The following is a 21015-nucleotide window of genomic DNA, read 5'->3' on the forward strand; positions in this document are numbered from 1 at the left end:
CTCCCGGTCCTCAGCGCGCCCCGTCGATCTCGGACCTGAGCTGGGTGGCGTCCGTCTCCTCCGACTGGACCTGATCGTCGTATGTGCCGGCCCAGCCGCTCACGGCGTCCGAGATCCCCGGCAGACCCTCGTAGCCGACGACACCGGCCTGGCCCATCCAGGTCGTGACGGCGGGGAGGTACTTCTGCTCGAACGTCTTGCCCGTGGAGTCGCCGCCCCAGAAGTCCCCAAGCGGGGCCAGGTCGCTCGCAAGCTTGTTGCCCACAACCGCGGCTGCCTCGGCGGTCTGCTGGAACTGCTGGGCGGCCCTGTTCATGCCGTCCAGGTCCGCCGTGACGCCGTCGCCGGCCATCAGTCGTCCTCTTCTTGCGCCGGGCGGCCGAAGTTCGCGCGCCACGCGTCGAACGTCTCGTCACTGACGGGCTGGTCGCCGAGCGTCGTCAGATCGGCCGCACCGCTGATGACGTCCTGGTAGGGGATGTGCTTCGGCAGGAAGGGCCCCAGGATGCCCTCCATCTGCCGTGCGGCGTCGGCCGTCGCCTCGTTGGACAGTGCCATGATCCGCTCGGCGAGTTCCGTCGGGCCGCATTTGCGGTACGTACTCGGCTCGATCTCCAGTCCGAGCAGGCCGCCACGCGAGTTGACGGTGACCTTGATACCGCCGTCCGCGGTACGAGCGGTGCCGCGCACCTCGCGGGTGCTGGCCCGCACGTCGTTCAGCTTGGCCCGCATCCGGCCGTACTCCGCGAGGAGTTCCTCGGCGCGGGCCCGCATGGCGGCCCGCGCCTCGTACGAGCCGGTGCCCGGGGTCAACTGGACCCGCCGATCACAGCGGGGGCGGGGTCGGTGCCGGTGGACCAGAGGTCCTCGTCCTCGTCGAGCCAGGCGTTGCGGCGGCGCTCGTCACCGTTTCCGCCTGCGCCGGCGCCCGCCATCGGGGACATCGGCATGTACGGCATCCCACCGCGGGAACCTCCCTGCGTCGCGGCCTGCTCCTCGGCCGCGGTGGCGGCCGCCGCCTGTGGGTCGGTGATGAGGCCGTCCTCAGTGCCCGTGCCAGTCCCGGTCCCGGCGAAGGGGCTCTCCAGCAGGCCGTCGGAGCCGCTCGTGCCAAAGGACTCACCGTTCAGCCCCGCACCGCCACCGCCGAACCCGGCAGCGCTCGGGATGTACGCCGAGCCGGTACCGAGGCCGCTGGTGCCGGTCCCGAGGCCGGACACGGACGCGGGGGTGGTGAAGTCGGTGGGCGGGATGGTCACCGGAGGCACGGTGGGGATGGTCGGGCCCGTCGACGACCCGCCGGTCCCTGTGGTCGAGATCGGCGGCACGGTCGTGGTCGTGCCCGTACCGCTGTTCAGGCCGGGCACCGACGCCGTGGGCACGCTGGCCAGCGACGTCCCGCCGGTGCTCGCCTCGGCGGCGTTCTTGGCCGCGTTCTGGGCTGCCGCCGGGGTCGCGGTGGCGCCCTTCTGCTGCGAGGCCTGCGGGGTCTTCGGGGTCTGGCTCGCGCTCTGGACCGGGGTCTTGGGGGTCTGCGTCCCGATCTTCCCGCCGCCGAGCGCGGGGACGGCGCCCGGGGAACCGCCAGTGGCCCCGCCCTTCTTACCCGCCTTCACACCGATCTTGAGAGCAGCCGGCCTGGGGCTGCGGAGTTTGTCCGACGCCGTCGTATACGCATCGGCGACCGGCTTCAGAGCGCTGCGGAGCAGGGTCAGGTACTGGTCGACGTTCGCCTTCTGGACGTCCGGGTCCTGGACGGACCCGGCGGCCTTGCTCACGGTCGTTTCCTGCGTCTTGGCCCCGTCAGTCAGATTCCGGGCACTCGGCAGGAGGTTGATCTGCACCGGCTGGACGACGATCTGCGGCGCGGCCGTCCCGGAGTCGTCACCTGCCGCGACCGTCCATGTCATGGTGACTTGGCAATGCGCTCGGCTCTGGGCCTGGAAGCCGCTCTCGGTGTAGGTCGGCATCATCTGGAGCGTAAAGGTCTCGACGGTGACCGTGCTGAGAAGCCCCGGCGTGGTACGAACACTGACGTTCTCGGTCTGCGTCGCCCCGAGCGAACCGTTGCCATTGCTGCTGGTGCCGTTGGTGAGAAATTGCAGAACTTCCGCATCGAGATTATGAAAATACTGGGCCGCCTTCCTGGTGAAGGCATACCACAGCGGAGAGAACGTTTTGTATGTGGTCATGGCCGTCTGCCTGACAGGCACCAGGCTTCCCAGGATGCCCGCCATCGATGAACTGTCGGCCGTCGTACCATTCGCCACCTGTTGCGACGAGCGGTCAGTGAACACGTTAGCCAAGCCAACACCCCAGGCCCTCACCTGGTCGGAGTGGTTGTACAGCGCTTGGGCTCCACCGCTCTGCCAAGTCTGGTGCAGAGTCTGGTCAATGGCCTTGAGTGACCCTTTGCCGCCCTCCATGATCTCTTTGACGGACGTGCCGAGGTTCTGCCACGCGGTCGCGGCTGTGGACAGCGCGGCCTGCGAACTCTCAAGTGCCGCAAAGGCACTTTCGAACTGCTCGGAGGTCATAACGGGTATACTTGGGTCCGCCATGGCTCAGCTTCCTCCGAGTCCCGGTGACGACAATGAGGACGGGAGCGTCGTTGAGGCGACGGCGTCGTCAATGACCTTGGCGGCATTGTACTCGGACAACACCTGCTGATCATATTCATCCGAGGCCGTCTGTGCGGCAGTACCAAGGACACCGAGGTAGTCCGCCAGGTCATACAACGAGGAGTCCCCGGTCGCGATAAGGTCCTCCGTTCTCTTCAGGTAAACCTGGTGCAACGTGAGCGCCTCGGTGAAACCGCCTTTTTGACTGGCTTCACCGAAGAGTGGGGTCTGGCGTCCGAGGAGCGGTGCAGCATCGGTGCCACTGAGCCCCGTCACCTGTCCGGCGAGCCCGTTCCGTCCTTCGCCCACGTCACTGCAGTACTTTCTGATCGCGGCGATATCGGCCTGCAGACTGCCGTTACCGCCGCCTCCGACCGTGTCCGCCATCAGCTACAGCCCTCCCGTCACGCGGTCCACTGGCCGACGACCTTGGCGTCGGTGAACGGCCAGTTCTCGGCCTGCTGGGCGGTGAACGCGTGGCCCTGCTGCATGAACGCGTGGAGCTGGGTCATGTCGGCCATCCACTGGCTCATGACCTGCTGGAACTGATCCTTCGCGGCGCTCTCCCAGTACGGCATCTTCGTCTTCGCCGACAGGTCGTTCATGATCTGCTCGGCGTTGTTGATCAGCTGGTTGAGCTGGGTCGCGGTGTCACTCAGGGCTGCGTACTGCACATTGATGAACTGCTCGTCCATGAGAACCTTCACTCCTCTTTGCTGCGGCATCGGCGGGCGCGGGCGGGAACGCGGCCTACCTGGGGCCGGAGGCCGGCGTGCCGGAGGCCATGGCGCCGTTCAGCGCGTTGGACAGCTTCCGCGCCAGCTCGTCTTCCGCCTGGACGCTGGCCTGGTACGTCTGGGCCGACACGCCGAGGGTCTCGGAGATGTTGATGAGCCGCTTGATGGTGGAGTCCAGGTCTTGGCCGAAGATCTCCATGGCCTGGAAAAAGACGTTGGAACCGGCCGTCTGCCAGTTGGGCGCCACGCCCGCCATCAGGTTCTGCAGCTGGGTGAGCACCCCTTGGAGCTGCGTCGCCGCGGTTTCCACGTCATTCGACGCACTCCCCATCTGGGCAGTCTGGGTAGTGACGAAGTTCCCGGCCATGCGTGCACCTTCCTGCCCCGGCCACGTGCCCCCCGCGCCGGACTTCCCAGCGCAGGTATCACGTCAACAGGCGGAAACCAGAGGCGAGTTGATGAAGAGTCATATCTGGCGATCAGCTTAGGGCGGCCCCTGTCGCCACGGAAAGTGCATGAGACACCCACCGTTGTGAACATGCAGTCAAATCTCGGCCAAAGATGATCAGTGCGACGCCGCCGGGACCGGGATCTGCGGCTGCGGGCTCCCGTTGTGGTCGGGCAGGACGGGGACCGTCTCGGCCGCGTCGTGGGGGTCGAGGTCCGGGCCGGTGCGCAGCAGGGACAGGATGCCGGTGGGGACCGGGACCGGGGTGACGCCGGCCAGGCCCAGGGAGGACAGGACGGCGGCGTCCGGGAGCGGGTACTTGACGCCGAGGTCGGTGACCAGGTACAGCGTGCCGCCGGTCAGGCCTGGCGTGGGGAGGGCGCGGGTCAGGGCGGCGTGGCCGGAGGGGACGGTGACGGTGTCCGCGAGGGGGCCGCCGTCGGGGGATGCCGGGGAGGTGCCTGCCGGGGTGCGGGCGAGTTGGTCGGGGGTCAGGACGCGGGTGGTGATCGTGACGTTGGTGCTGGCGCCGGAGGTGTCGGTGAAGGCCGCGCAGACGGCGACGGCCTCGCCGGTGGAGTCGATGAGCCCGGGTGGTGTCGGGGGCAGGCCGCTGGTCACGCGGCGGGACGAGACGGGTGCCTGGCTCGCCTCGGCCGCCGTCAGGCTCTGAGCCGGGGCGGCGTGCGGGGCGTACAGCAGCAGGGCGGCCTGGGTCTCGGTGACCGGGGCCAGGCCGTCGGCGAGGGCGAGGTAGTGCTGGGTGCCCGAGCCCACGTTCGTCACTGAGAAGACCTGGCCTATTTTCGCGCGCTTTCCGCCGACCGTGGGGCCGGGCCGTCCCTTGTCGCTGACGGCGGGGGCGGCCAGGTCGGGGCCTTGGGGGACGGTGTCCAGCCACGCGGCGCCGACGCCCAGGGGACGTGCCGCCGCGTAGCCGAGGGCGGCCGGTACGTAGCTCGGCCCGATCCGGAAGCGCTGGTCGTTCCAGACCAGGTACAGGGTGCCGTCGGGTGCCTCCACCAGCAGGGCTTGGGCCTGCCCCAGCGGGGTGCCCGCGCTGCCGTCCGGGCCGAGGGTCAGCCGTACGTACGGTTTGACGTTGCCCGCCGCGTCGTTGGCCGGGACCGAGCAGGCGGTCCAGGGTGCGGCGAGCAGTGCGCCGGTTCCGGGGATCTCCTCGGGCGCGCCGGGGATCCCGACGGGGAGTCCCCGGGGCACGGTGCCGAGTGAGGAGGCGGACACCGAACTCGTCGTCAGGCCGTTGCCCAGCAGCAGACGCGCAGAGGTGTAGTTGAGCACCGGGTGCAGGGCGCCCCCGGCGTAGATGAACCGGCTGCCGGTGCCTTTCTCCACGATCAGTGCCTTGCCGTTGCGCCATGCCGTGGCGCCGCCCGGTGCGAGCAGCCCGAAGATGCCGAAGCCGGCCAGGAGCAGCGCGCCGACGAGCAGGCTGGAGAACATCGCGGTGCCGAGCCGGCGTACCGAGGAGTCCGGGCCGTCCGGGTCGCCGTGCAGCAGCGAGGCGGTCTGGCGGCGGTGGAGGAAACGGTACGCCTGGGCCTGGTCCCGTCGTCCTGCCATGGCTCAGCCGCTCAGCGCGCGGACGGCGGAGTACGCGTGGAGCAGCTGCAGCGCGAGCGGCACAAGGGCCAGCGTGACCAGCAGCTCGGCGAGGTCGGACACGCGGGCCCAGGGGGCGGCCACCCGCAGTTCCGGCTTGACCGCCCAGGCGAGCACCGTGCCGGTGGCGGCCAGCGAGAACAGCACGACCAGCAGCATGGCCGGCGGCCCGAACCAGGACGTCAGCCGTACGGCGAGGCCGGCCAGGACCGCCAGGCCGCTGCCGAGCAGCCAGAGCCGCTGGGCCAGCCCGGCGAACAACCGGGCACGCAGCACCAGCAGCACGGCGCAGATCCCGCACATGACGGTGGCCGCCCATTCGTCGCCCGTCCAGGCGCGGCCGGCGAGCATGACAGCGGCGCACCCGGCGGCCACCGCCCCGGTGGCACCCGCCAGGGCGGTCAGTGCCCGGTCGGCGGCCAGCGCCCGGCGTGTGATGTCCTCGCCGGACAGCGGCTCGCCGTGGCCCCGCAGTTCCTCGGCGGTGAGCGGAAGGGCGGGCGGTGGCAGGCCCGCCGCCCGGTAGGCCAGCCGGGGTGCCAGGGGGGTGAGGGCCAGGGCGGCGGTCACCGCGACGGCGGCGCCGGCTACGGCATCGGTTGCCATGGCCGTCAGCACCCCGGCCGCCGAGAGGACGGCGGCGGCGGTGATCCCGGTGAGGACCGCTTCCATGCGGTTCAGCGCGACGGCCCCGGCCACCGCCGCGACCAGCGCCGCGGCCACGCCGAGCAGCAGCTGCGGCGCCGCGAGCCGGCCCAGCGTACGGGTTCCGGCGAGGGCCAGCAGGCCGGCGACGAAGGCGAAGCCGGTGGCGGTGGCGGTCAGCGCCGTCCCGGCGGCCGCGCGGTAGGCGCGGGAGACCAGGGCGCCGGCACCGGTCAGCAGGACCGCGGTCACCGCGCAGGCCACCGCGGACCAGGTCCAGGGCGGGCCGGTCAGCAGCGCGGACGCGGACGCCGCCAGTCCCAGGACGGCCGCGGCCGCCAGGGCGGTGGCGCTGGTGGCCGCCTGGCTCCAGCGAAGGCCGCCGTCGCGCAGGGCGGTGCCGATGGCGTCGACCGGGTCGTCGAACGCGACGGCGGGCAGGGCGTCCTGGCGCGGCCGGACGTACAGCACCTCGCCGTCCCGGATGCCGAGGGCGGTGAGGTTGCGTTCGAGGTCCAGGGGGGACTCGCCGACGCGTTGCAGCAGCCAGCCGCCCTGGGCGGCGCCCTCTTCGACGGCGTCTTCGCCGAGGAGTCCGAGCAGGGCCGGCAGCAGACCGGCCAGCGGCACCGTGGCGGGCAGGGCGACATCGAGCCGTACGCGTGGCGCGGCCAGGGTGACTCGGCACAGATCGGCCCCGGACTGCGTAACCAACCCCGACCCCTCCCCGGAAGAGCCACCGCCGGTCCCGTGTTCCGCCGGTTCGCCGCCGGGCAGCTTAACCGACGCGTGTGACGCATTGGACGCCTGCGGCCACGGTCATCCCCCTTACGTGACACACTTCTTGATGAACCATCAGCGATCGGGCCGTGACTCGTTCCGCCTGCCCGGTTCCCAGTCTGGTGCTCTAGCATGGCCCGGCCCGCAGGTGCACCAATGCCGCCGACGCTGGAGGGCCGCCCGCTTGGCATCCGTCATGTTCCGTCGACCGCCGAGGCGGCCCGGCCCGGAACCCCCCAGAGGGGAACTGCTGCTCGCCGCGCCCCCCGATCTCCCGGAGCACCAGGGCGGCAATTTCGGCCAGCTGCTGACCTACCTGCCCATGGCACTGGGCGGCGGAGCCATGGCCTTCATGTATGTGGGCGTCGGCGGCAGCGCCGTCACCTACCTCGTGGGCGGCATGTTCGCCCTCTCCTCGGTCGGCATGATGTTCGGACAGCTCGGCCGGGGCAGCGGCGACCGGCGGCGGCGGATCGACGGGGAGCGGCGCGACTACCTGCGCTATCTCGGTCAGGTCAGGCGCCGGGCCCGGACCGCCGCCCGGCGTCAGCGTGAGGCCCTGAGCTGGAACCATCCCGAGCCGGACGCGCTGTGGTCGCTGGCGATGACCAGCCGGCGCTGGGAACGGCGGGCCGGCGACGCCGACTTCGGCGTGGTCCGGATCGCGACCGGGCCACAGCGGCTGTCCCTGCGGCTGATCCCGCCGGACACCAAGCCCGCCGAGGACCTCGACATCGTGGCCGCCCCGGCGCTGCGCAGCCTGATCCGGGCCCACGCCGACGTCCCGGCGCTGCCGATCTCCGTGGCGCTGCGCACATACTCGCGAGTGGACCTGGACGGCGACGAGCAGACGGTGCGGGGCCTGGTCCGGGCCACGCTCTGCCAGCTGGCGACCTTCCACGCCCCGGAGGACCTGCGGGTGGCCGTCTGCGCCTCGCCCGCCCGGCTCGCCGAGTGGGCCTGGCTGAAATGGCTGCCCCACGCCCATCATCCGCGGGCCAGCGACGCAGCCGGGCCGGTCCGGCTGATCAGCGAGGACATGGGCGATCTGGAAGACCTGATGGGCGCGGAACTCGCCGAGCGTCCCCGGTTCAAGCCCGGCGGCCCTGGCGGCGGCTCGCACCTGATCGTGGTGATCGACGGGGGCTTCGTCCCGTACGACGCACAGCTCGCGGTGGGCGACGCCCAAGGGGTCACCGTGGTGGACCTGTCCCGGGCCGTCGGGCATGACACCGACCGGAACCTGCTGCGGCTGTCGGCGGAACCCGACGAGCTGTTCATGATCGGCAAGGACCCGCAGGGCCGGGACAGCCGGCGCACGGTCGGCCGTCCGGACACGCTCGGACCGGCCCAGGCCGAGGCACTGGCCCGGGTGCTCGCGCCCTACCGGACCGGCGAGGACGCCCAGGCGCCGCGCCCCCTGGAGGCCCAGTACGACCTGCCGACCCTGCTCGGCATCGCGGATGTGGAGCAACTCGACCTGGAGCTGGGCTGGCAGCGCCGGGCGGTACGGGACCGGCTGCGCATCCCGATCGGGGTCGACCCCACCGGCACCCCCGTCGAGCTGGACCTGAAAGAGGCCGCCCAGGCCGGCATGGGACCGCATGGGCTGATCATCGGTGCCACGGGTTCGGGCAAGAGCGAACTGCTGCGGACCCTGGTCACCGGGCTCGCGCTGACCCACTCGTCGGAGGAACTCAACTTCGTTCTCGCCGACTTCAAGGGCGGGGCCACCTTCCTCGGTCTTGAGGAGCTGCCGCACACCTCGGCGGTGATCACCAACCTGGCGGAGGAACTGCCGCTGGTCGACCGTATGCAGGACGCCCTGCGCGGCGAGCTCGTCCGCCGTCAGGAACTGCTGCGCGCGGCCGGCAATCTCACCTCCATCCACGACTACGAACGCCTCAGGCAACGGGACGGCGAGGCCGGCACCCTCACCCCGCTGCCGACCCTGCTCGTCATCGTCGACGAGTTCAGCGAACTGCTCGCCGTGCGGCCGGAGTTCGCGGAGCTGTTCGTCATGATCGGACGGCTCGGCCGGAGCCTCGGAGTCCATCTGCTCCTCGCCTCGCAGCGGCTGGAGGAAGGCAGGCTGCGCGGCCTGGAGACACATCTGTCGTACCGCATCTGCCTGCGGACGTTCTCTGCGATGGAGAGCCGGATCGTGCTCGGTGTCGCCGACGCGCACGAACTGCCGGGTGAACCGGGCAACGGCTACCTCAAGGTGGACGTCCATTCCATGATCCGGTTCAAGGCCGCATACGTCTCCGGGGCCTACCGCCGGGCGCAGCACGGCGCCGTGCCGGCGGCGCTCGTCCAGCAGATCGTCCCCTACACCGCCGAGCCGGTGCCGGTGCAGGTGCCGGACCAGCCGGCGGCCGCCGAGCCCGACGGCGCGGCCACCGTCCAGACCATGGAGGTCGTGGTGGGCCGGCTGCGGGGCGCCGGACCGGCCGCCCACCAGGTGTGGCTGCCGCCGCTGGGCGAGTCCCTGACCGTGGACAGCCTGCTCGGCCCGCTCGCCGAGGACCCGGAGCACGGCTTGCGGGCCTTCGCGTGGCCCGGATGCGGCGCTCTCGCAGCGCCGCTCGGTGTGATCGACCGGCCGTTCGAGCAGCGCCGGGACCTGCTGGTGGCCGACCTGTCGGGCAGCGCGGGCCATGTCGGGGTGGTCGGCGCCTCCCAGAGCGGCAAGAGCACCCTGATCCGGACCCTGATCACGTCGTTCGCACTGACCCACACCCCTCAGGAGGCACAGTTCTACTGCCTCGACTTCGGCGGCGGCACACTGGCCCCGCTGGCCGGGCTGCCGCACGTCGGCGGCGTCGCGACCCGGCTCCAAGCCGACGTCGTACGCCGTACCGTCGCCGAGCTGACCTCGCTGCTGGAGGCCCGTGAGGCGTCGTTCGCCCTGCACCAGATCGACTCGATGGCCGCCTACCGGGAGGCCCGCCGGACCGGCCAGGTGACCGGGGACCGGTTCGGTGACGTGTTCCTGGTGGTCGACGGATGGACGACAGTCCGTCAGGAGTTCGACTCGCTGGAAGGCCCCATCACCACCCTCGCCGGACGCGGGCTCGCCTACGGCATCCATGTCGTCGTCGCGACCAACCGCTGGGCCGACTTCCGGCCCGCCCTCCGCGACCTGCTGGGCACCCGGCTCGAACTGCGCCTCGGCGAGCCCTTCGAGTCAGAGGTGAACCGCCGCGCCGCCGAGAACGTCCCACTGAACACACCGGGCTGGGGCCTGGACCGGCAGGGCAGCCACTTCATGACGGCACTGCCGAGGATCGACGGCTTGGCCACCGCCGACGGCCTGGTGGACGGGGTGCGCGGGCTGGTCTCCGCCCTCGACACGGCCTGGTCCGGACCGAAGGCCCCGTCGGTACGCCTGCTGCCCGCCGAACTGCCGCACGCCCGGCTGCTCGGCATGGTGCCGCCGGAACTGACCGGCATCCCCTACGCCGTCGCCGAGGACGACCTGGCACCGGTCTACACCGAATTCGACGCCGAACCGCACTTCCTGGTCTTCGGCGACAGCGCCTCCGGCAAGTCCAACCTGCTGCGCGTCCTGGCGACCGGCATCGCCACCACGTACACCCCGGAACAGGCCCGGCTGGTCGTGGTCGACTACCGCCGCACTCTGCTCGGCGCCATCACCACCGACCATCTGATCGGTTACGCCCACTCCGCCGACCTGGCCCGCTCCACGCTCTCCGCTCTCGCGACGGCGATGCGCGAACGCCTGCCCGGCCCCGATGTCACCCCGGCCGAACTGCGGGACCGCAGCTGGTGGTCGGGCGCCGACCTGTACCTGGTCGTGGACGACTACGACGTCGTCGGCACCCGGGAGTCCAACCCGCTGTTCCCGCTGCTGGAACTCCTCCCCCACAGCCGGGACATCGGTTTCCACCTGATCCTGGCCCGCGCCAGCGGCGGCGCCGGCCGCGGCCTGATGACCGACCCGGTGCTCCAACGGGTCAGAGAGTACGGCGCGCCCGGCATCCTGCTGTCCGGCAGCAAGGACGAGGGCAACCTCCTCGGCGACGCCAAACCGGTCCGGCTACCGCCGGGGCGCGGGCTCCTCGTCGGACGCCGGGGCGGCAGCCGCCTCGTCCAGACCGCCTACCTGCCGCCGCCATGAGAGACAGGTACCGTGCCGTCGCGGGTCCGTATCCTGCGCACCGCCACCGCGACCATGGGCAGCAGGACCGCCAGCGCCGCGCCGCCGCCCGCCAGGCCCAGCGCCGTCTCGGCGGTCCGGTCGCGGACGGCACGGACCGGCTGCGGCCGGGCCTGGCCGGGAGCCTGCGCGACGGCCTTGGCACCGCCCTCCTCGGGCAGCACGGCGGTGAGCGCGGCGTAGGGGTTCACCACGCCCCAGCCCCAGTGGCGGTCCGGCAGCGCCCCGGCCGGGTGGTCGGCGGTGGCCTCGATCCGGTGGACGATCTGGGCGGGGGTCAGGTGCGGCAGATACGCGCGCACCAGCGCGACGACCCCGGTCACGTACGGGGCCGCGAAACTGGTGCCCTGGTTGCTGACGAAGCCGGTGCCACCCGCTCCCGGGCCGACGATGCCGGCGCCGGGCGCGACCACCGAGACGGGGCTGCCCGTGGAGGAGAAGGAGGCAGGCTGCCCGTCAGCGCCGATGGCACCCACCGAGAGCACGCCCGGCAGAGCGGCCGGGTACTGAGGCTGATCGCCCTGCTGGGCGTCATTGCCGGCAGCGGCGACGATGACCACCTTCTGCGCGAGCGCGTACTTCACGGCGGCGACCAGCGCGCGGGTGGGCGTGGGCGCCACGATCGACACGTTGATCACCTGGGCTCCGTCGTCGACCGCGTCACGGATGGCGGCGGCGAGGTGATCGGTGGTGCCGTCCGCGTGATTGTCCGCCTGCCGGACCGGGAGGATCGTGACGTCGGGCGCGACCCCGGCGAAGTCGATGCCGGTGCGCCGCTTGGCGCCGATGATGCCGGCCACCAGAGTGCCGTGCCCGTCGCAGTCGGTGTCCGCGTGGTTGCCGTTGACCTCGTCGATCCCCGGCAGCACATGACCGCTGAGCGCGGGCTGCCGCGCGTCGACCCCGGTGTCGACCACGGCGACCTTGATGCCGCCGCCGGTGGTCAGCGGCCAGGCGCGCTCGAAGTCCAGCCGCGCTTGCGCCCACGGGCGGCCGGTGTACGAGCTGGTGGCGGGCAGTTGGCACACCGTGTTGGGCGGCAGGTCGGCGTACGCGGCGGTGGGCAGCGGCGGCAGTACGGCCAGCAGAGCGGCGAGCAACGCGGCCGAGCCGACGGCCTGCGGCAGCCGCATGTACCCGGACAGAGATCGCACGCGGTCAGCTCCTCGATAAACTCGTGTCACGGCCAACGGTATCCGTCGGAGGTAGAGCGTGCCTGACGCGCCGGAAGGAATCGTCGCCGAAGAGCGACTCGCCGAGGACGAACTGGGCGTCAGCTACCGGGCCCATACCGAAACGGCGGACGACGACCTTCTCCTGACGGTATATCACCCCGTGGTCGCCGACCGGCAGCAGCGCCGCCGGCTGAAGTCGGCGCTCGCACCGGGCGCCGGGCTACGGGGCCTGCCAGGGCTGCTCGCCGAAGAGAGCACGGGCTTCACACCCGAAGGGCATCCGTACCTCGCCACCGCACTGCCGGACGGCCCCGACCTCGCGACTGTGCTCGCGACGCGCGGGCCACTGCCGGTACACGAAGTAATCCGCGTCGGCGTCGAGTTGGCGTCCGTGCTGTCCGCCGCCCACCGCAAGGGCGTCCTCCACCTCGACGTGCGGCCGGGAAACATCTGGCTCGACGGGCCGTCGTCCCAGGTGCTGCTGCGCGGCATGGGCGTGCTGCGTGCGCTGCGCACCGTCGCGGGCATGACGGTACCGCCGTCGCTGCTCGTCCACGCACCGTCGGAGTCGCTCGGCTGGCAGACGCCGAGCCCTGCCACGGACGTCTACCAACTCGGTGCCACGCTCTACACGTTGCTGGCCGGTACCGCCGCGTATGCCGCGGAGGCGCGGCTGAGCCAGGCGGCCCTCTACCACCGCGTCCTGCGCGGCGACCCGCCCCGGCTGGCCAGACCCGACGTCCCCGCCGACCTGGCGGCCGCGGTCTACGGCGCGATGGCCGTCGACCCGGCGGCGAGACCGGACCTGGCCGAACTCCACGAAACGCTGACTGCTGCGGTTGGTACGGCCCGCCGGGAGACCGGCACGGACCCCGACACGACACAGCCGGCCACACCGGCGGCACCCACCATCACGACGGCCGCGCCGGGCACGGCGGCCGCAGTCCTGGCCTCGACCGGCACCACACAGCCGGCCGCCCCGGCGGCACCCCCCACAGCACCCACCGCCACAGCACCCACCGCCACGACGGCCGCGCCCACACCCGACCCCGCGGGGACTGGTGCCGCTCCGGTCTCCGCCCCGGAACAAGTCGTGGCACCGGAGTCAGCAGCCGGGGCCGCGACGGCCCGTGCGTCGCGTGGCGGTTACCTCGGGCTCGCTCTGCTGGTCGGGCTCGCGGTCGTCGCGCTGCTGGCAGGGTTGGTGTGGGGCGCGGCGACCCGCGGGCACGGTACGACGGCGGGCGCCATGGCCACGTCCCGGCCTGAGCCCACGCTCTCCGCCTCCCTGCTGACGGAACCGCTGCAGGACAAGTACCTGGCGACCAAGGTCACGGCCGCCCCGGAAGACGGCGGCCGGCTGCTGGTGAGCTGGCAGAGCCCACAACGGACTGACGGCATCACGCAGTTCATCGTCGTGGCCCAGGTGAACAACCGACCGGCCTCGGACCAGACCGCCGGCCCCGGCGGCCGGAGCGTCGAGTTCAGCGGCCTCGCGCGGCACCAGAGCTTCTGCTTCCGGGTGACAACGGTCGTACGCGGCACCGCCGGGAGCCCGCCTGGCTACGCGCTCACCCAGCCAGTGTGCGCGGTCTCCGGCTGAGGGGCCGGGGCCGGGGGCTCCGGGCTTGGGGTCATGGACCGTACATTCACGTGCGTGACGGGTCGTCCGCAGCGGTGCCCGGAATCCCGCACACACATACACGTCAGCGTCCAGGACCCCGACCCTCCGCCCCCGACCCCGTCCCCTCACCGGCGTTCGTCCCCGGCAGCGTCCTTGTCGCGGGCGCCCAGCGCCGGTGTGACGGCCCTGCGTCGAAGAATGTTGCTCCGCGCGGATCAGGTCGGCGACCGCGCGAAGTCGGCTCTGCGACGGCCAAGCGATCACTGTTGTCACGGGCGGAGCATCCAGGACCGGCACGGCGGCGAGATCCCGCCGCAGGCCGGTGCCGGCGGACTCGGGCGTGTTCACGGTGCGGCCGAGCGCGATCAGCTGGAAGAGCTGTGTCAGGTTCCGTACCTCTGCTCCGTGGTCCTTCCGGGTAGCTGCCGCCGGGACGGAGCCAGCGACGCCCCCTGCCTTCGGCGGAGGTACCCCCACTCCCGGAGGCCCCGGCCCCGCCCCACCGACCGGCCCCGACAGCCCCGTCAGGTCATCGCCTGAACCGCCGACGCACCTCGTCGGCAACCCTCCAGGCCTCCGCCGCGTCCGTGACCGTGGCGAGCGGACCCCAGTTCCCCTCGGCGAAGACCACCCGTTCGGCCAGGACGCCCAATGCCACCACCCGGTCACGCCGCTCCGCCGCCGTGCCCGCCGCCGCACGGGCCGCGATCTCGGCGGCGGTGCATGCCTCGACCGGTTCGCCGGTGCGCCGTTCGACCGACTCCATCACGTCGTGCCAGGCGCCGACCGTCCGGCGGCTCGGATCCGGGTCGCGCCGTCTGCGCCGGCGCCGGGTCATCCGGCGCACCCGGGGTACGAGGGCGCGTACGGCCAGCACGGCCACCGCTGCCAGGGCCAGCGCGCCCAGTGCTTCAGCGGCGTCCCGCCCCCATGCCCGGTGTGCGGCGGGCCTGGCCGCCTGCGGCCGGGCGTGCGCCCCCGGTGCCTGCCGCCGGGCGCCGCCGGGCTGGCCCGCGGCGGCGACCTGCTCGTCCAGCGACTGCTGCTGCGCGGACTCGCCGACGGACGACGCCGACACCCGGCCGGCCGCCGACGGCACGGGGTAGAACGGCCACCACCCGAGCCCGGACAGGTACACCTCCGGCCAGACCAGCGCGTCGGTGGTGCGGACCTCGTACCGCCCGTCACCGACCGCGTGTCCGGGGCCGAAGCCGACCGCCAGCCGGGCCGGAAAGCCGGCTGAACGGGCGAGCAGCGCGAAGAGCGTGGCGAAGACGTCCTGGCTGCCGCGGTGAGTGGTGGTCACCGCGAGTGCCAGCGCCCCGTAACCCTGGCCGGGGAAAGCCCGCGTGTCGTAGGCCAGCAGTCCGCGCAGCCGGTTCTGCAGCAGGATGAGCTGCTGGTACGGGTAGCTCGCGCCGGCCATCGCGGAAGTGCCGATCGCGGCGAGCTTCGGCGGCAGTCCGGCCGGGACGTCGAGGTCGGCGGCGAGGTCCGCGCCGCTGCCGGGTACCGCCTTGGCGAGTCCGGCGACGGTGGGCCGCGGGATCCGGGACATCACCGTGTAGGTGCGGCCGCGGGCCGCGCTGCCGTCGTCGGTGGCCAGCACGCCCAGGCTCGCGGTGGAGACCTCGGCGCCGGCCACGTGGCGCGGGGTGGCCGCTGCGGGGAGCCATGGCCCGGGCAACCCGGACACCTGGATCCGCTGGGTGACGGTGACGGACGGTCCGGCGTCCGTGGCCGTGTCCGCGCCGGCGTCAGCCGGGAGCGTGCTGCCGGACGGGCGGTAGAGCGCGGACGAGGTCCAGCCGGTGCCGTCGTACCGGTCGAGGACCAGCCAACGGGTGTTGACGCGGCCCCCGGCCGCATCCCCTGCGTCCCGAACGGTGAACAGCGTGCGCGGGGGCGCCGACACCCAGGCGGCCACCTGGCCGAACGCGTCGCCCAGCGCGGACGGGCTGGCCGCGGGGTGCACCAGGCGGCGCGGGTCGGCGGCCGGCCTGGCGCCGAGGCCCGGCGCCGCCGGGACGGCGTAGGCGGCGACGGCGGCCAGCGCGACGCCCATGGCCGCCGCCGGGAGCCGAGGACCGGCCGACCGGGCGGCCAGCAGCACGACCCCGGCGCCGAGCAGCAGCGCCGCCGCCGGCACCGAGCCGGGGCTCGCGGCCGGCACGGTGGCTGCGGTGCCGGCCGCGAGCACCACCGCCGGGCCGCAGAGCGTCGTCAGAGGCCCGGCGCCGCGTACCGCCGCCTCGGTGGCGCCTGCCGCCGCCCACCAGACCAGGGTGCCGATCAACAGCAGCAGTCCGGGCGTCACCGGTGCCGGGAGCGAGCTGACCAGCAGTTGCCGGGGGCCGCCGGGGAGCCCGGCGACCATGGCCGCCCAGCCCCGGGGCCCCGTCCCGGGCGCGGCCAGCGCCCGCGCGGCGAGCGGCAGCAGGGCGGCCCAGGCCAGCACAGAAGCGGCGGCTGTGACGGCGAACGTCACGCCGCGCCGCCGTGCGGCGCATCTGCCGAGCGCCGCCACCGCGCCCGGCACAAGGGCCGCGACCGCGCACAACGGGAGCAGGGTGCGCACCGGAACGGCCCCGTCGAAGGCGAGTCCCGAGGCGGCGGCCGACACGACGGCCACGACGGCGGGCAGTACCGTGCTGCCGGTCCAGGCCCGCGTCACAGCGCACCCCGCTCCGCCGCCGATTCATCCCCAGCGGCCCGCCGAAAGCAGCCGACCGACGCGAGCAGCCGCCCCACGGCGAACCGACGGACGGCACCCGAACTCCCCGCCCAAGCCCGCGTCACAGCGCGGCCGCCGCGTGCCGTTGCCAGCGGCGGCAGAAGTCGGCGGCCAGTGCGGTGTCGATCACGGTGAGCGCGGGCTCCTCGGCCGCCGGTTCGTCCCCGGCGGTCCGCCGGAAGCGGCCGACCAGGGCGGGCCGGTGCCCCACGGCTAGCCGGCGGGCGGCGGCCAGGTCGGCCTCGGTGGTTTCCCCGCATGCGATGACCAAAAGGCCCCGCGACCGCACGCCCCGCATCCGGTCGGCGATCCGGGGCAGTCCGCCGTCGTCTGCCACTTCGACGGCGGCCAGTTCGTCCAGGGCGGCCCGGATGTCGCGGGGGCCGCCGCGTCCGGTGGTCATCGTCTCGCCGGTCACCAGGCGGGCCGGGATCTGGGTGTCCCCGGTGGACATCAGCACGGACGCGGCCGCCTCGACGGCCTCCTCGAACATCTCCGGGTCCGGATAGGCCGCCTGGTCGGTGACGAGGACGACGGTGACCTCGGGCCGGGTGACATCCACGTTCTGACGGACCATCAATTTGTTGGCGCGGGCGCTCGACCGCCAGTGCACGCTGCGCAGGTCGTCACCGGGCACGTACTCCCGCAGCCGGTGGAAGGTGACCGAGCCGTCGAGGACGGTCTCGGCGCCGCCGCCTTCCCGGTCCATCGAGCGGGAGGCGGCCAGCAGGTCGAACGGATGGGTGCGCGGGTGGATCAGCAGCGTCTGCCGGTCGGCGGCCTGCCCGTCCCTGACCAGCAGGCCGAACGGGTCGCTGATCCGGGTGTCAAGCGGGCCGAGCCGGGCGGTCCCGCGCCGGTCGGTCGGGATCGGGTACCCCGACTCCGTGACTCCCTGGCCGGGCAGCTGCGGCAGCGGTACGGCGATCCGCCCCTGCCTGCCGCCCAGTTCGTGCCGGTCCCACACGGTGACCGTGGCGCTCCGCCGCCGCGCGGTGCTGCGGGCGGTCAGCAACCCGACCGCGGGCTCACCCCGGGTGACCCGGTCAGGGAACACCTCCCGGGACAGCTCCACCTTCGGGCGGGCGGCCAGCGTCACCGCGGCCACCGCCAGCACCGCCAGCGCTCCCGCGCCCAGCAGGACGAACGCCGGGTAGCCCAGGGCGTACCCGGCACCGGTCAGCAGCAGCGCTGTCAGCGTGAGACGCCGCCCGAGCGGAGTCAGCCTCATCAGGATCTGCCTTCGACGTCGTGGGGCACCTCGACGGAGGCGAGCGCCCCCTCGACCACGGCCGTGGGGGTGAGGCCCTTCACATGGCCTTCGGTGGTCAACAGGATCCGGTGGGCGAGCACCGGCACCGCGAGCGCCTTGACGTCGTCGGGGGTGGCGAACGAACGCCCCTGGGACGCCGCCCGTACCTGGACCGACCGGAGCAGGGCGAGGCTGCCGCGCGGGCTCGCCCCGAGTCGTACCTGCGGCACGTCCCGCGTGGCGGCGACCACGCGCACGATGTACCGGCAGAGCGCGTCCGCGACATACAGCGACTCGGCCGCGCGGATCATCTGCTGGACCTGAGCGGCGTTCGTCGCGGGCTGGATGTCGGAGACCCGCCGTGCTTCCCGGCGTCCGTTGAGGACGGCGACCTCGGCGTCGGTGTCCGGGTAGCCGACGGAGATCCGCATCAGGAAGCGGTCGAGCTGGGCCTCCGGCAGCGGATAGGTGCCGTCCATGTCCACCGGGTTCTGGGTGGCCACCACCACGAACGGCGCGGGCACCGGGTGCGCCACGCCGTCCACCGTCACATGGCGCTCCTCCATCACTTCGAGCAGCGCCGACTGGGTCTTGGGCGAGGCACGGTTGATCTCGTCGGCGAGCACCACCCCGGCGAACACCGGACCGGGCCGGAAGACGAACGTGGCACTGCGCTGGTCATAGACGGACACCCCGGTGACATCGGAAGGCAGCAGGTCCGGGGTGAACTGGATGCGGCTCCACGGGGTGCCCACGGCGGCCGCCAGCGACCGGGCGATGGTGGTCTTGCCGACCCCGGGCACGTCCTCGATGAGCAGATGCCCCTCGGCAAGCAGGCAGATCAGCGTGAGTTCGACGGTCTCGGGCTTGCCCCTGACGACCAGGCAGACGGCCTCGCACAGCCGCCTGAAGCGGGCTGCGAACTCCTCCGGCGGCAGCGGGCGAGCCGGCGGTACGGGCGCGGCGGCGCCGGCGGCGGCGCCAGGGGAAGCAGTGTCGCTCGTCACAGGGTCCTCGAGGTCATCGGGATTCTCGGGTTTCTCGGGGTTCTCACGCTCTACGGCACCGGGGCGATCGGCGTCCGGCAGCGGAGCAGGCTGTCCGCGTCATCCGGGTTCGGCAGCCACAGTTTGCTGGCCCACCCGAAACTCCGGCCGTCCGTCACATACATCCAGGTGGAGTTGTAGGCGCCGTCGTCCTCGATCTTCTGGCCATTGGCGTAGGTGCAGTAGGCGGTGTACTTGTCGCCCTTGGCGGCGCTCCAGGCCACCGAGGAGTCCTCGGTGTAGCTGGAGTAGATCTTCACGGCCTTCTGCATCGTCACGGACTTGGTGTCCTTGCTTCCCGGTACCGCCGTACGGCTGCTGGCCGGGCCGGCGCCGGCGTCGTCCTCCGCCTTGACCTGGAAGGTGTAGCTGTGGCCGGGGTACAGCTCGCTCACCGTGAGGCTGGTCCCGGAGATGGTGGACGAACCCGTCGACGCTCCGGACCAGCTCACCACGTACCGCACCGAGCCCGCTCCCGTGGCGGTGACCGCCTTCCAGGCCAGGTCAACCACGCGGGTGTACGCGGGCCGCACGGTGGCGGTGAAGCCCGCGGGGGCGGCCGGGGCGCGGCAGGGGTGTGCGGTGACCGCGCCGGCCGGTACCTTGCGGCCGTCGGTGCCGACCGAGCTGACCGTGAAGGTGTACTTCACCGAGCAGGTCAGCCCGGTGACCCGGATCGACGTGGCGGACTGCGTGGTCTGGGTGCCCGCGTGGGGCGCGACCGCCACCTGGTAGTCCGCGATGGTGCCGCCGGAGGCCGGGGCCTTCCAGGTCACGTCGACATACCCGCTGCCGGGCGTGGCAGCCACGTCCGCCGGGGCCAGCGGCGCCACATCCACGGTCGTGGGCTTCGAGGAGGGCTTCGGGGTATGCGGCGGAGCGGACGTCGGCGGCGACCCGCCGCCGGTCCCCGGCGAGCTCCCGGACCCGGTTCCCGCTCTGCCCCGGGTCTGCGTGACGACCGGCGCGGAGACCGGCGGAGCGGCGGAGGTCGGCACGGACGCGGGCCGGGTCGACTGGTCCGGCGTCGATGAGGTGGTCGGAGAGGGTACGACGCCGTCCGAGAAGCGGTGCCGGCCGTCGGTGACCGGAATGCCCTGACCGACCTTGGCGACATGGTGCACGGTGCCGTCCGACCCCACCGCGACGGCGCCGGTGTCCCCCGGGGAATTGAAGTAGGCGACGTCGCCCACCACTTCGGCGTCGAACTGGCCGGGCTTGCCGGTGACGGTGACCCGGCCGCCCAGCGTCGCCGACGACAGGTCGTATGTCAGCGCCTGCCCCGTGGTGTAGTCGGGGACGTAGACCCGCGAACCGGCCTCGACCGGCGCGCCGAGCCGGTCCGACCCGACGTCGGATCCGAGCGGGACGGGATGCGAGGTCCCGCCCTTGACATCGGTCAGCACGAGGGCGGGCGTGCCGCCCTGGTTGGCCACCATGGGCACGGTCGTGGTGTCCGAGCTGGACGGGACCAGCAGGTCGGCCCCGGATCCGGCGATCCCGGACGGCAGCGCGATGGTCTGGCCTCCGCCCCGTCCCACCGGCATGACCTGGCCCGAGGTCTGGTCCACCGCCACCGGGGTGCCGCCCGCCAGGGTCATCACCAGGCTGTCCGCCGCGCCCTTGCCGCCGACCTGCACGGCCGTCCCCGGGCCGGTGCTCCCGACGGGCAGCACGGTGCCGTCGCTCAGCACGGGCAGCCAGAGGGTGCCCTTGGTGTCGACCACCGCCTGCCGGCCCAGGGTGCCGCGCACGTGGTACGGGGCGGCGGTGGGGCGCATGCTCACCGGGTCGATACGGGTGACGGTGCCGGCCGCGTAGTCGACCAAGTACGCCACATGCCGCCCGGGGAAGACCTCGGTGCCGTGCCCGATGCTGAGGGCCGGCCCGGCGGTCAGCTGATCGGTGTCGATCCGGGTGACGGTGCCGGACACCGGGTCGGTCACCAGTACCGTGGAGGCCTCTTGCCGTACGGTCAGCTCGTGGCCTTTGGCGCCCGGTATGTCGAGCTCCACACCGGTGCGGCCGGCGGCTCCGTTGACCAGGCTGACGGCGCCGCGGCCCGTCGTGGGCAGCCATGCGTCGTCCGAACCGGTGATCATGCTCAGCGGGGTTCCGCCATGCCCTAGGGCGAATCCGACGGTGCC

15 protein-coding genes and 1 pseudogene are annotated in these 21015 nt (G+C 72.7%); 2 read left to right on the top strand and 14 right to left on the bottom strand.

From position 1 onward, the window contains the following. Positions 1–10 precede the first annotated feature (10 nt). The 8 genes from AB0M11_RS28620 to eccD all read right to left on the bottom strand — a co-directional run bounded on the left by AB0M11_RS28620 (position 11) and on the right by eccD (position 6788). Positions 11–352: a hypothetical protein gene (locus AB0M11_RS28620; RefSeq protein WP_365710441.1), complete on the bottom strand. Its 342-nt coding sequence runs from the start codon at positions 350–352 to the stop codon at positions 11–13. Next, entirely contained in the window at positions 352–813 is a 462-nt protein-coding gene (locus tag AB0M11_RS28625) for a YbaB/EbfC family nucleoid-associated protein (RefSeq protein ID WP_365710443.1), read from the bottom strand. The genes AB0M11_RS28620 and AB0M11_RS28625 overlap by 1 nt, the downstream gene beginning before the upstream one ends. Then, a complete protein-coding gene (locus AB0M11_RS28630) occupies positions 810–2537 on the bottom strand; it encodes a hypothetical protein (RefSeq protein ID WP_365710445.1) in 1728 nt (575 codons plus the stop codon). The genes AB0M11_RS28625 and AB0M11_RS28630 overlap by 4 nt, the downstream gene beginning before the upstream one ends. A 27-nt stretch (positions 2538–2564) precedes the next feature. After that, positions 2565–3008 carry a hypothetical protein gene (locus AB0M11_RS28635; RefSeq protein ID WP_365710447.1) on the bottom strand — a complete coding sequence of 148 codons (444 nt, stop codon included), beginning with the start codon at positions 3006–3008 and terminating at the stop codon, positions 2565–2567. A 17-nt stretch (positions 3009–3025) separates the two neighbouring features. Then, positions 3026–3316, bottom strand: coding sequence for a hypothetical protein (locus AB0M11_RS28640; protein WP_365710449.1), 291 nt, complete (start codon positions 3314–3316; stop codon positions 3026–3028). A 55-nt stretch (positions 3317–3371) separates the two neighbouring features. Then, positions 3372–3725, bottom strand: coding sequence for a WXG100 family type VII secretion target (locus tag AB0M11_RS28645; RefSeq protein WP_365710451.1), 354 nt, complete (start codon positions 3723–3725; stop codon positions 3372–3374). A gap of 198 nt (positions 3726–3923) precedes the next feature. Then, entirely contained in the window at positions 3924–5390 is a 1467-nt protein-coding gene (gene eccB, locus AB0M11_RS28650) for a type VII secretion protein EccB (protein ID WP_365710453.1), read from the bottom strand. A gap of 3 nt (positions 5391–5393) precedes the next feature. After that, positions 5394–6788 (bottom strand): type VII secretion integral membrane protein EccD, encoded by a 1395-nt coding sequence (gene eccD / locus AB0M11_RS28655; protein WP_365710455.1) that lies wholly within the window; start codon positions 6786–6788, stop codon positions 5394–5396. A gap of 262 nt (positions 6789–7050) precedes the next feature. Between eccD and eccCa the strand changes: the two genes are divergently transcribed. Continuing rightward, positions 7051–10998, top strand: coding sequence for a type VII secretion protein EccCa (gene eccCa, locus AB0M11_RS28660; protein ID WP_365710457.1), 3948 nt, complete (start codon positions 7051–7053; stop codon positions 10996–10998). Here the strand turns inward: eccCa and mycP are convergent. Continuing rightward, a complete protein-coding gene (gene mycP / locus AB0M11_RS28665; RefSeq protein WP_365710459.1) occupies positions 10980–12191 on the bottom strand; it encodes a type VII secretion-associated serine protease mycosin in 1212 nt (403 codons plus the stop codon). The two genes, eccCa and mycP, sit on opposite strands and share 19 nt — an antisense overlap. 58 nt (positions 12192–12249) lie before the next feature. On the opposite strand from mycP, the gene AB0M11_RS28670 reads away from it, so the two are divergent. Continuing rightward, positions 12250–13815 (top strand): protein kinase, encoded by a 1566-nt coding sequence (locus AB0M11_RS28670; protein ID WP_365710461.1) that lies wholly within the window; start codon positions 12250–12252, stop codon positions 13813–13815. A 231-nt stretch (positions 13816–14046) separates the two neighbouring features. Here the strand turns inward: AB0M11_RS28670 and AB0M11_RS28675 are convergent. The 5 genes and pseudogenes from AB0M11_RS28675 to AB0M11_RS28695 form a co-directional block, all read right to left on the bottom strand. Beyond that, positions 14047–14263, bottom strand: a pseudogene (locus AB0M11_RS28675) (LysR family transcriptional regulator); the annotation flags it as partial. A 102-nt stretch (positions 14264–14365) separates the two neighbouring features. Beyond that, the gene (locus tag AB0M11_RS28680; RefSeq protein WP_365710463.1) at positions 14366–16510 is read right to left on the bottom strand and encodes a transglutaminase domain-containing protein; all 2145 of its coding nucleotides are present in this window, start codon (positions 16508–16510) and stop codon (positions 14366–14368) included. Between the two features lie 121 nt (positions 16511–16631). Continuing rightward, positions 16632–17801, bottom strand: a complete 1170-nt coding sequence (locus AB0M11_RS28685; protein ID WP_365710465.1) for a DUF58 domain-containing protein — start codon at positions 17799–17801, stop codon at positions 16632–16634. Further along, positions 17801–18829, bottom strand: coding sequence for a MoxR family ATPase (locus tag AB0M11_RS28690; RefSeq protein ID WP_365710467.1), 1029 nt, complete (start codon positions 18827–18829; stop codon positions 17801–17803). The genes AB0M11_RS28685 and AB0M11_RS28690 overlap by 1 nt, the downstream gene beginning before the upstream one ends. Before the next feature lie 50 nt (positions 18830–18879). Further along, positions 18880–20970 carry a fibronectin type III domain-containing protein gene (locus tag AB0M11_RS28695; RefSeq protein ID WP_365710469.1) on the bottom strand — a complete coding sequence of 697 codons (2091 nt, stop codon included), beginning with the start codon at positions 20968–20970 and terminating at the stop codon, positions 18880–18882. Between the last annotated feature and the right edge of the window lie 45 nt (positions 20971–21015).

The organism is Streptomyces sp. NPDC051987, assembly GCF_040680735.1.
In the GTDB taxonomy this organism is placed as follows: Bacteria; Actinomycetota; Actinomycetes; order Streptomycetales; family Streptomycetaceae; genus Streptomyces.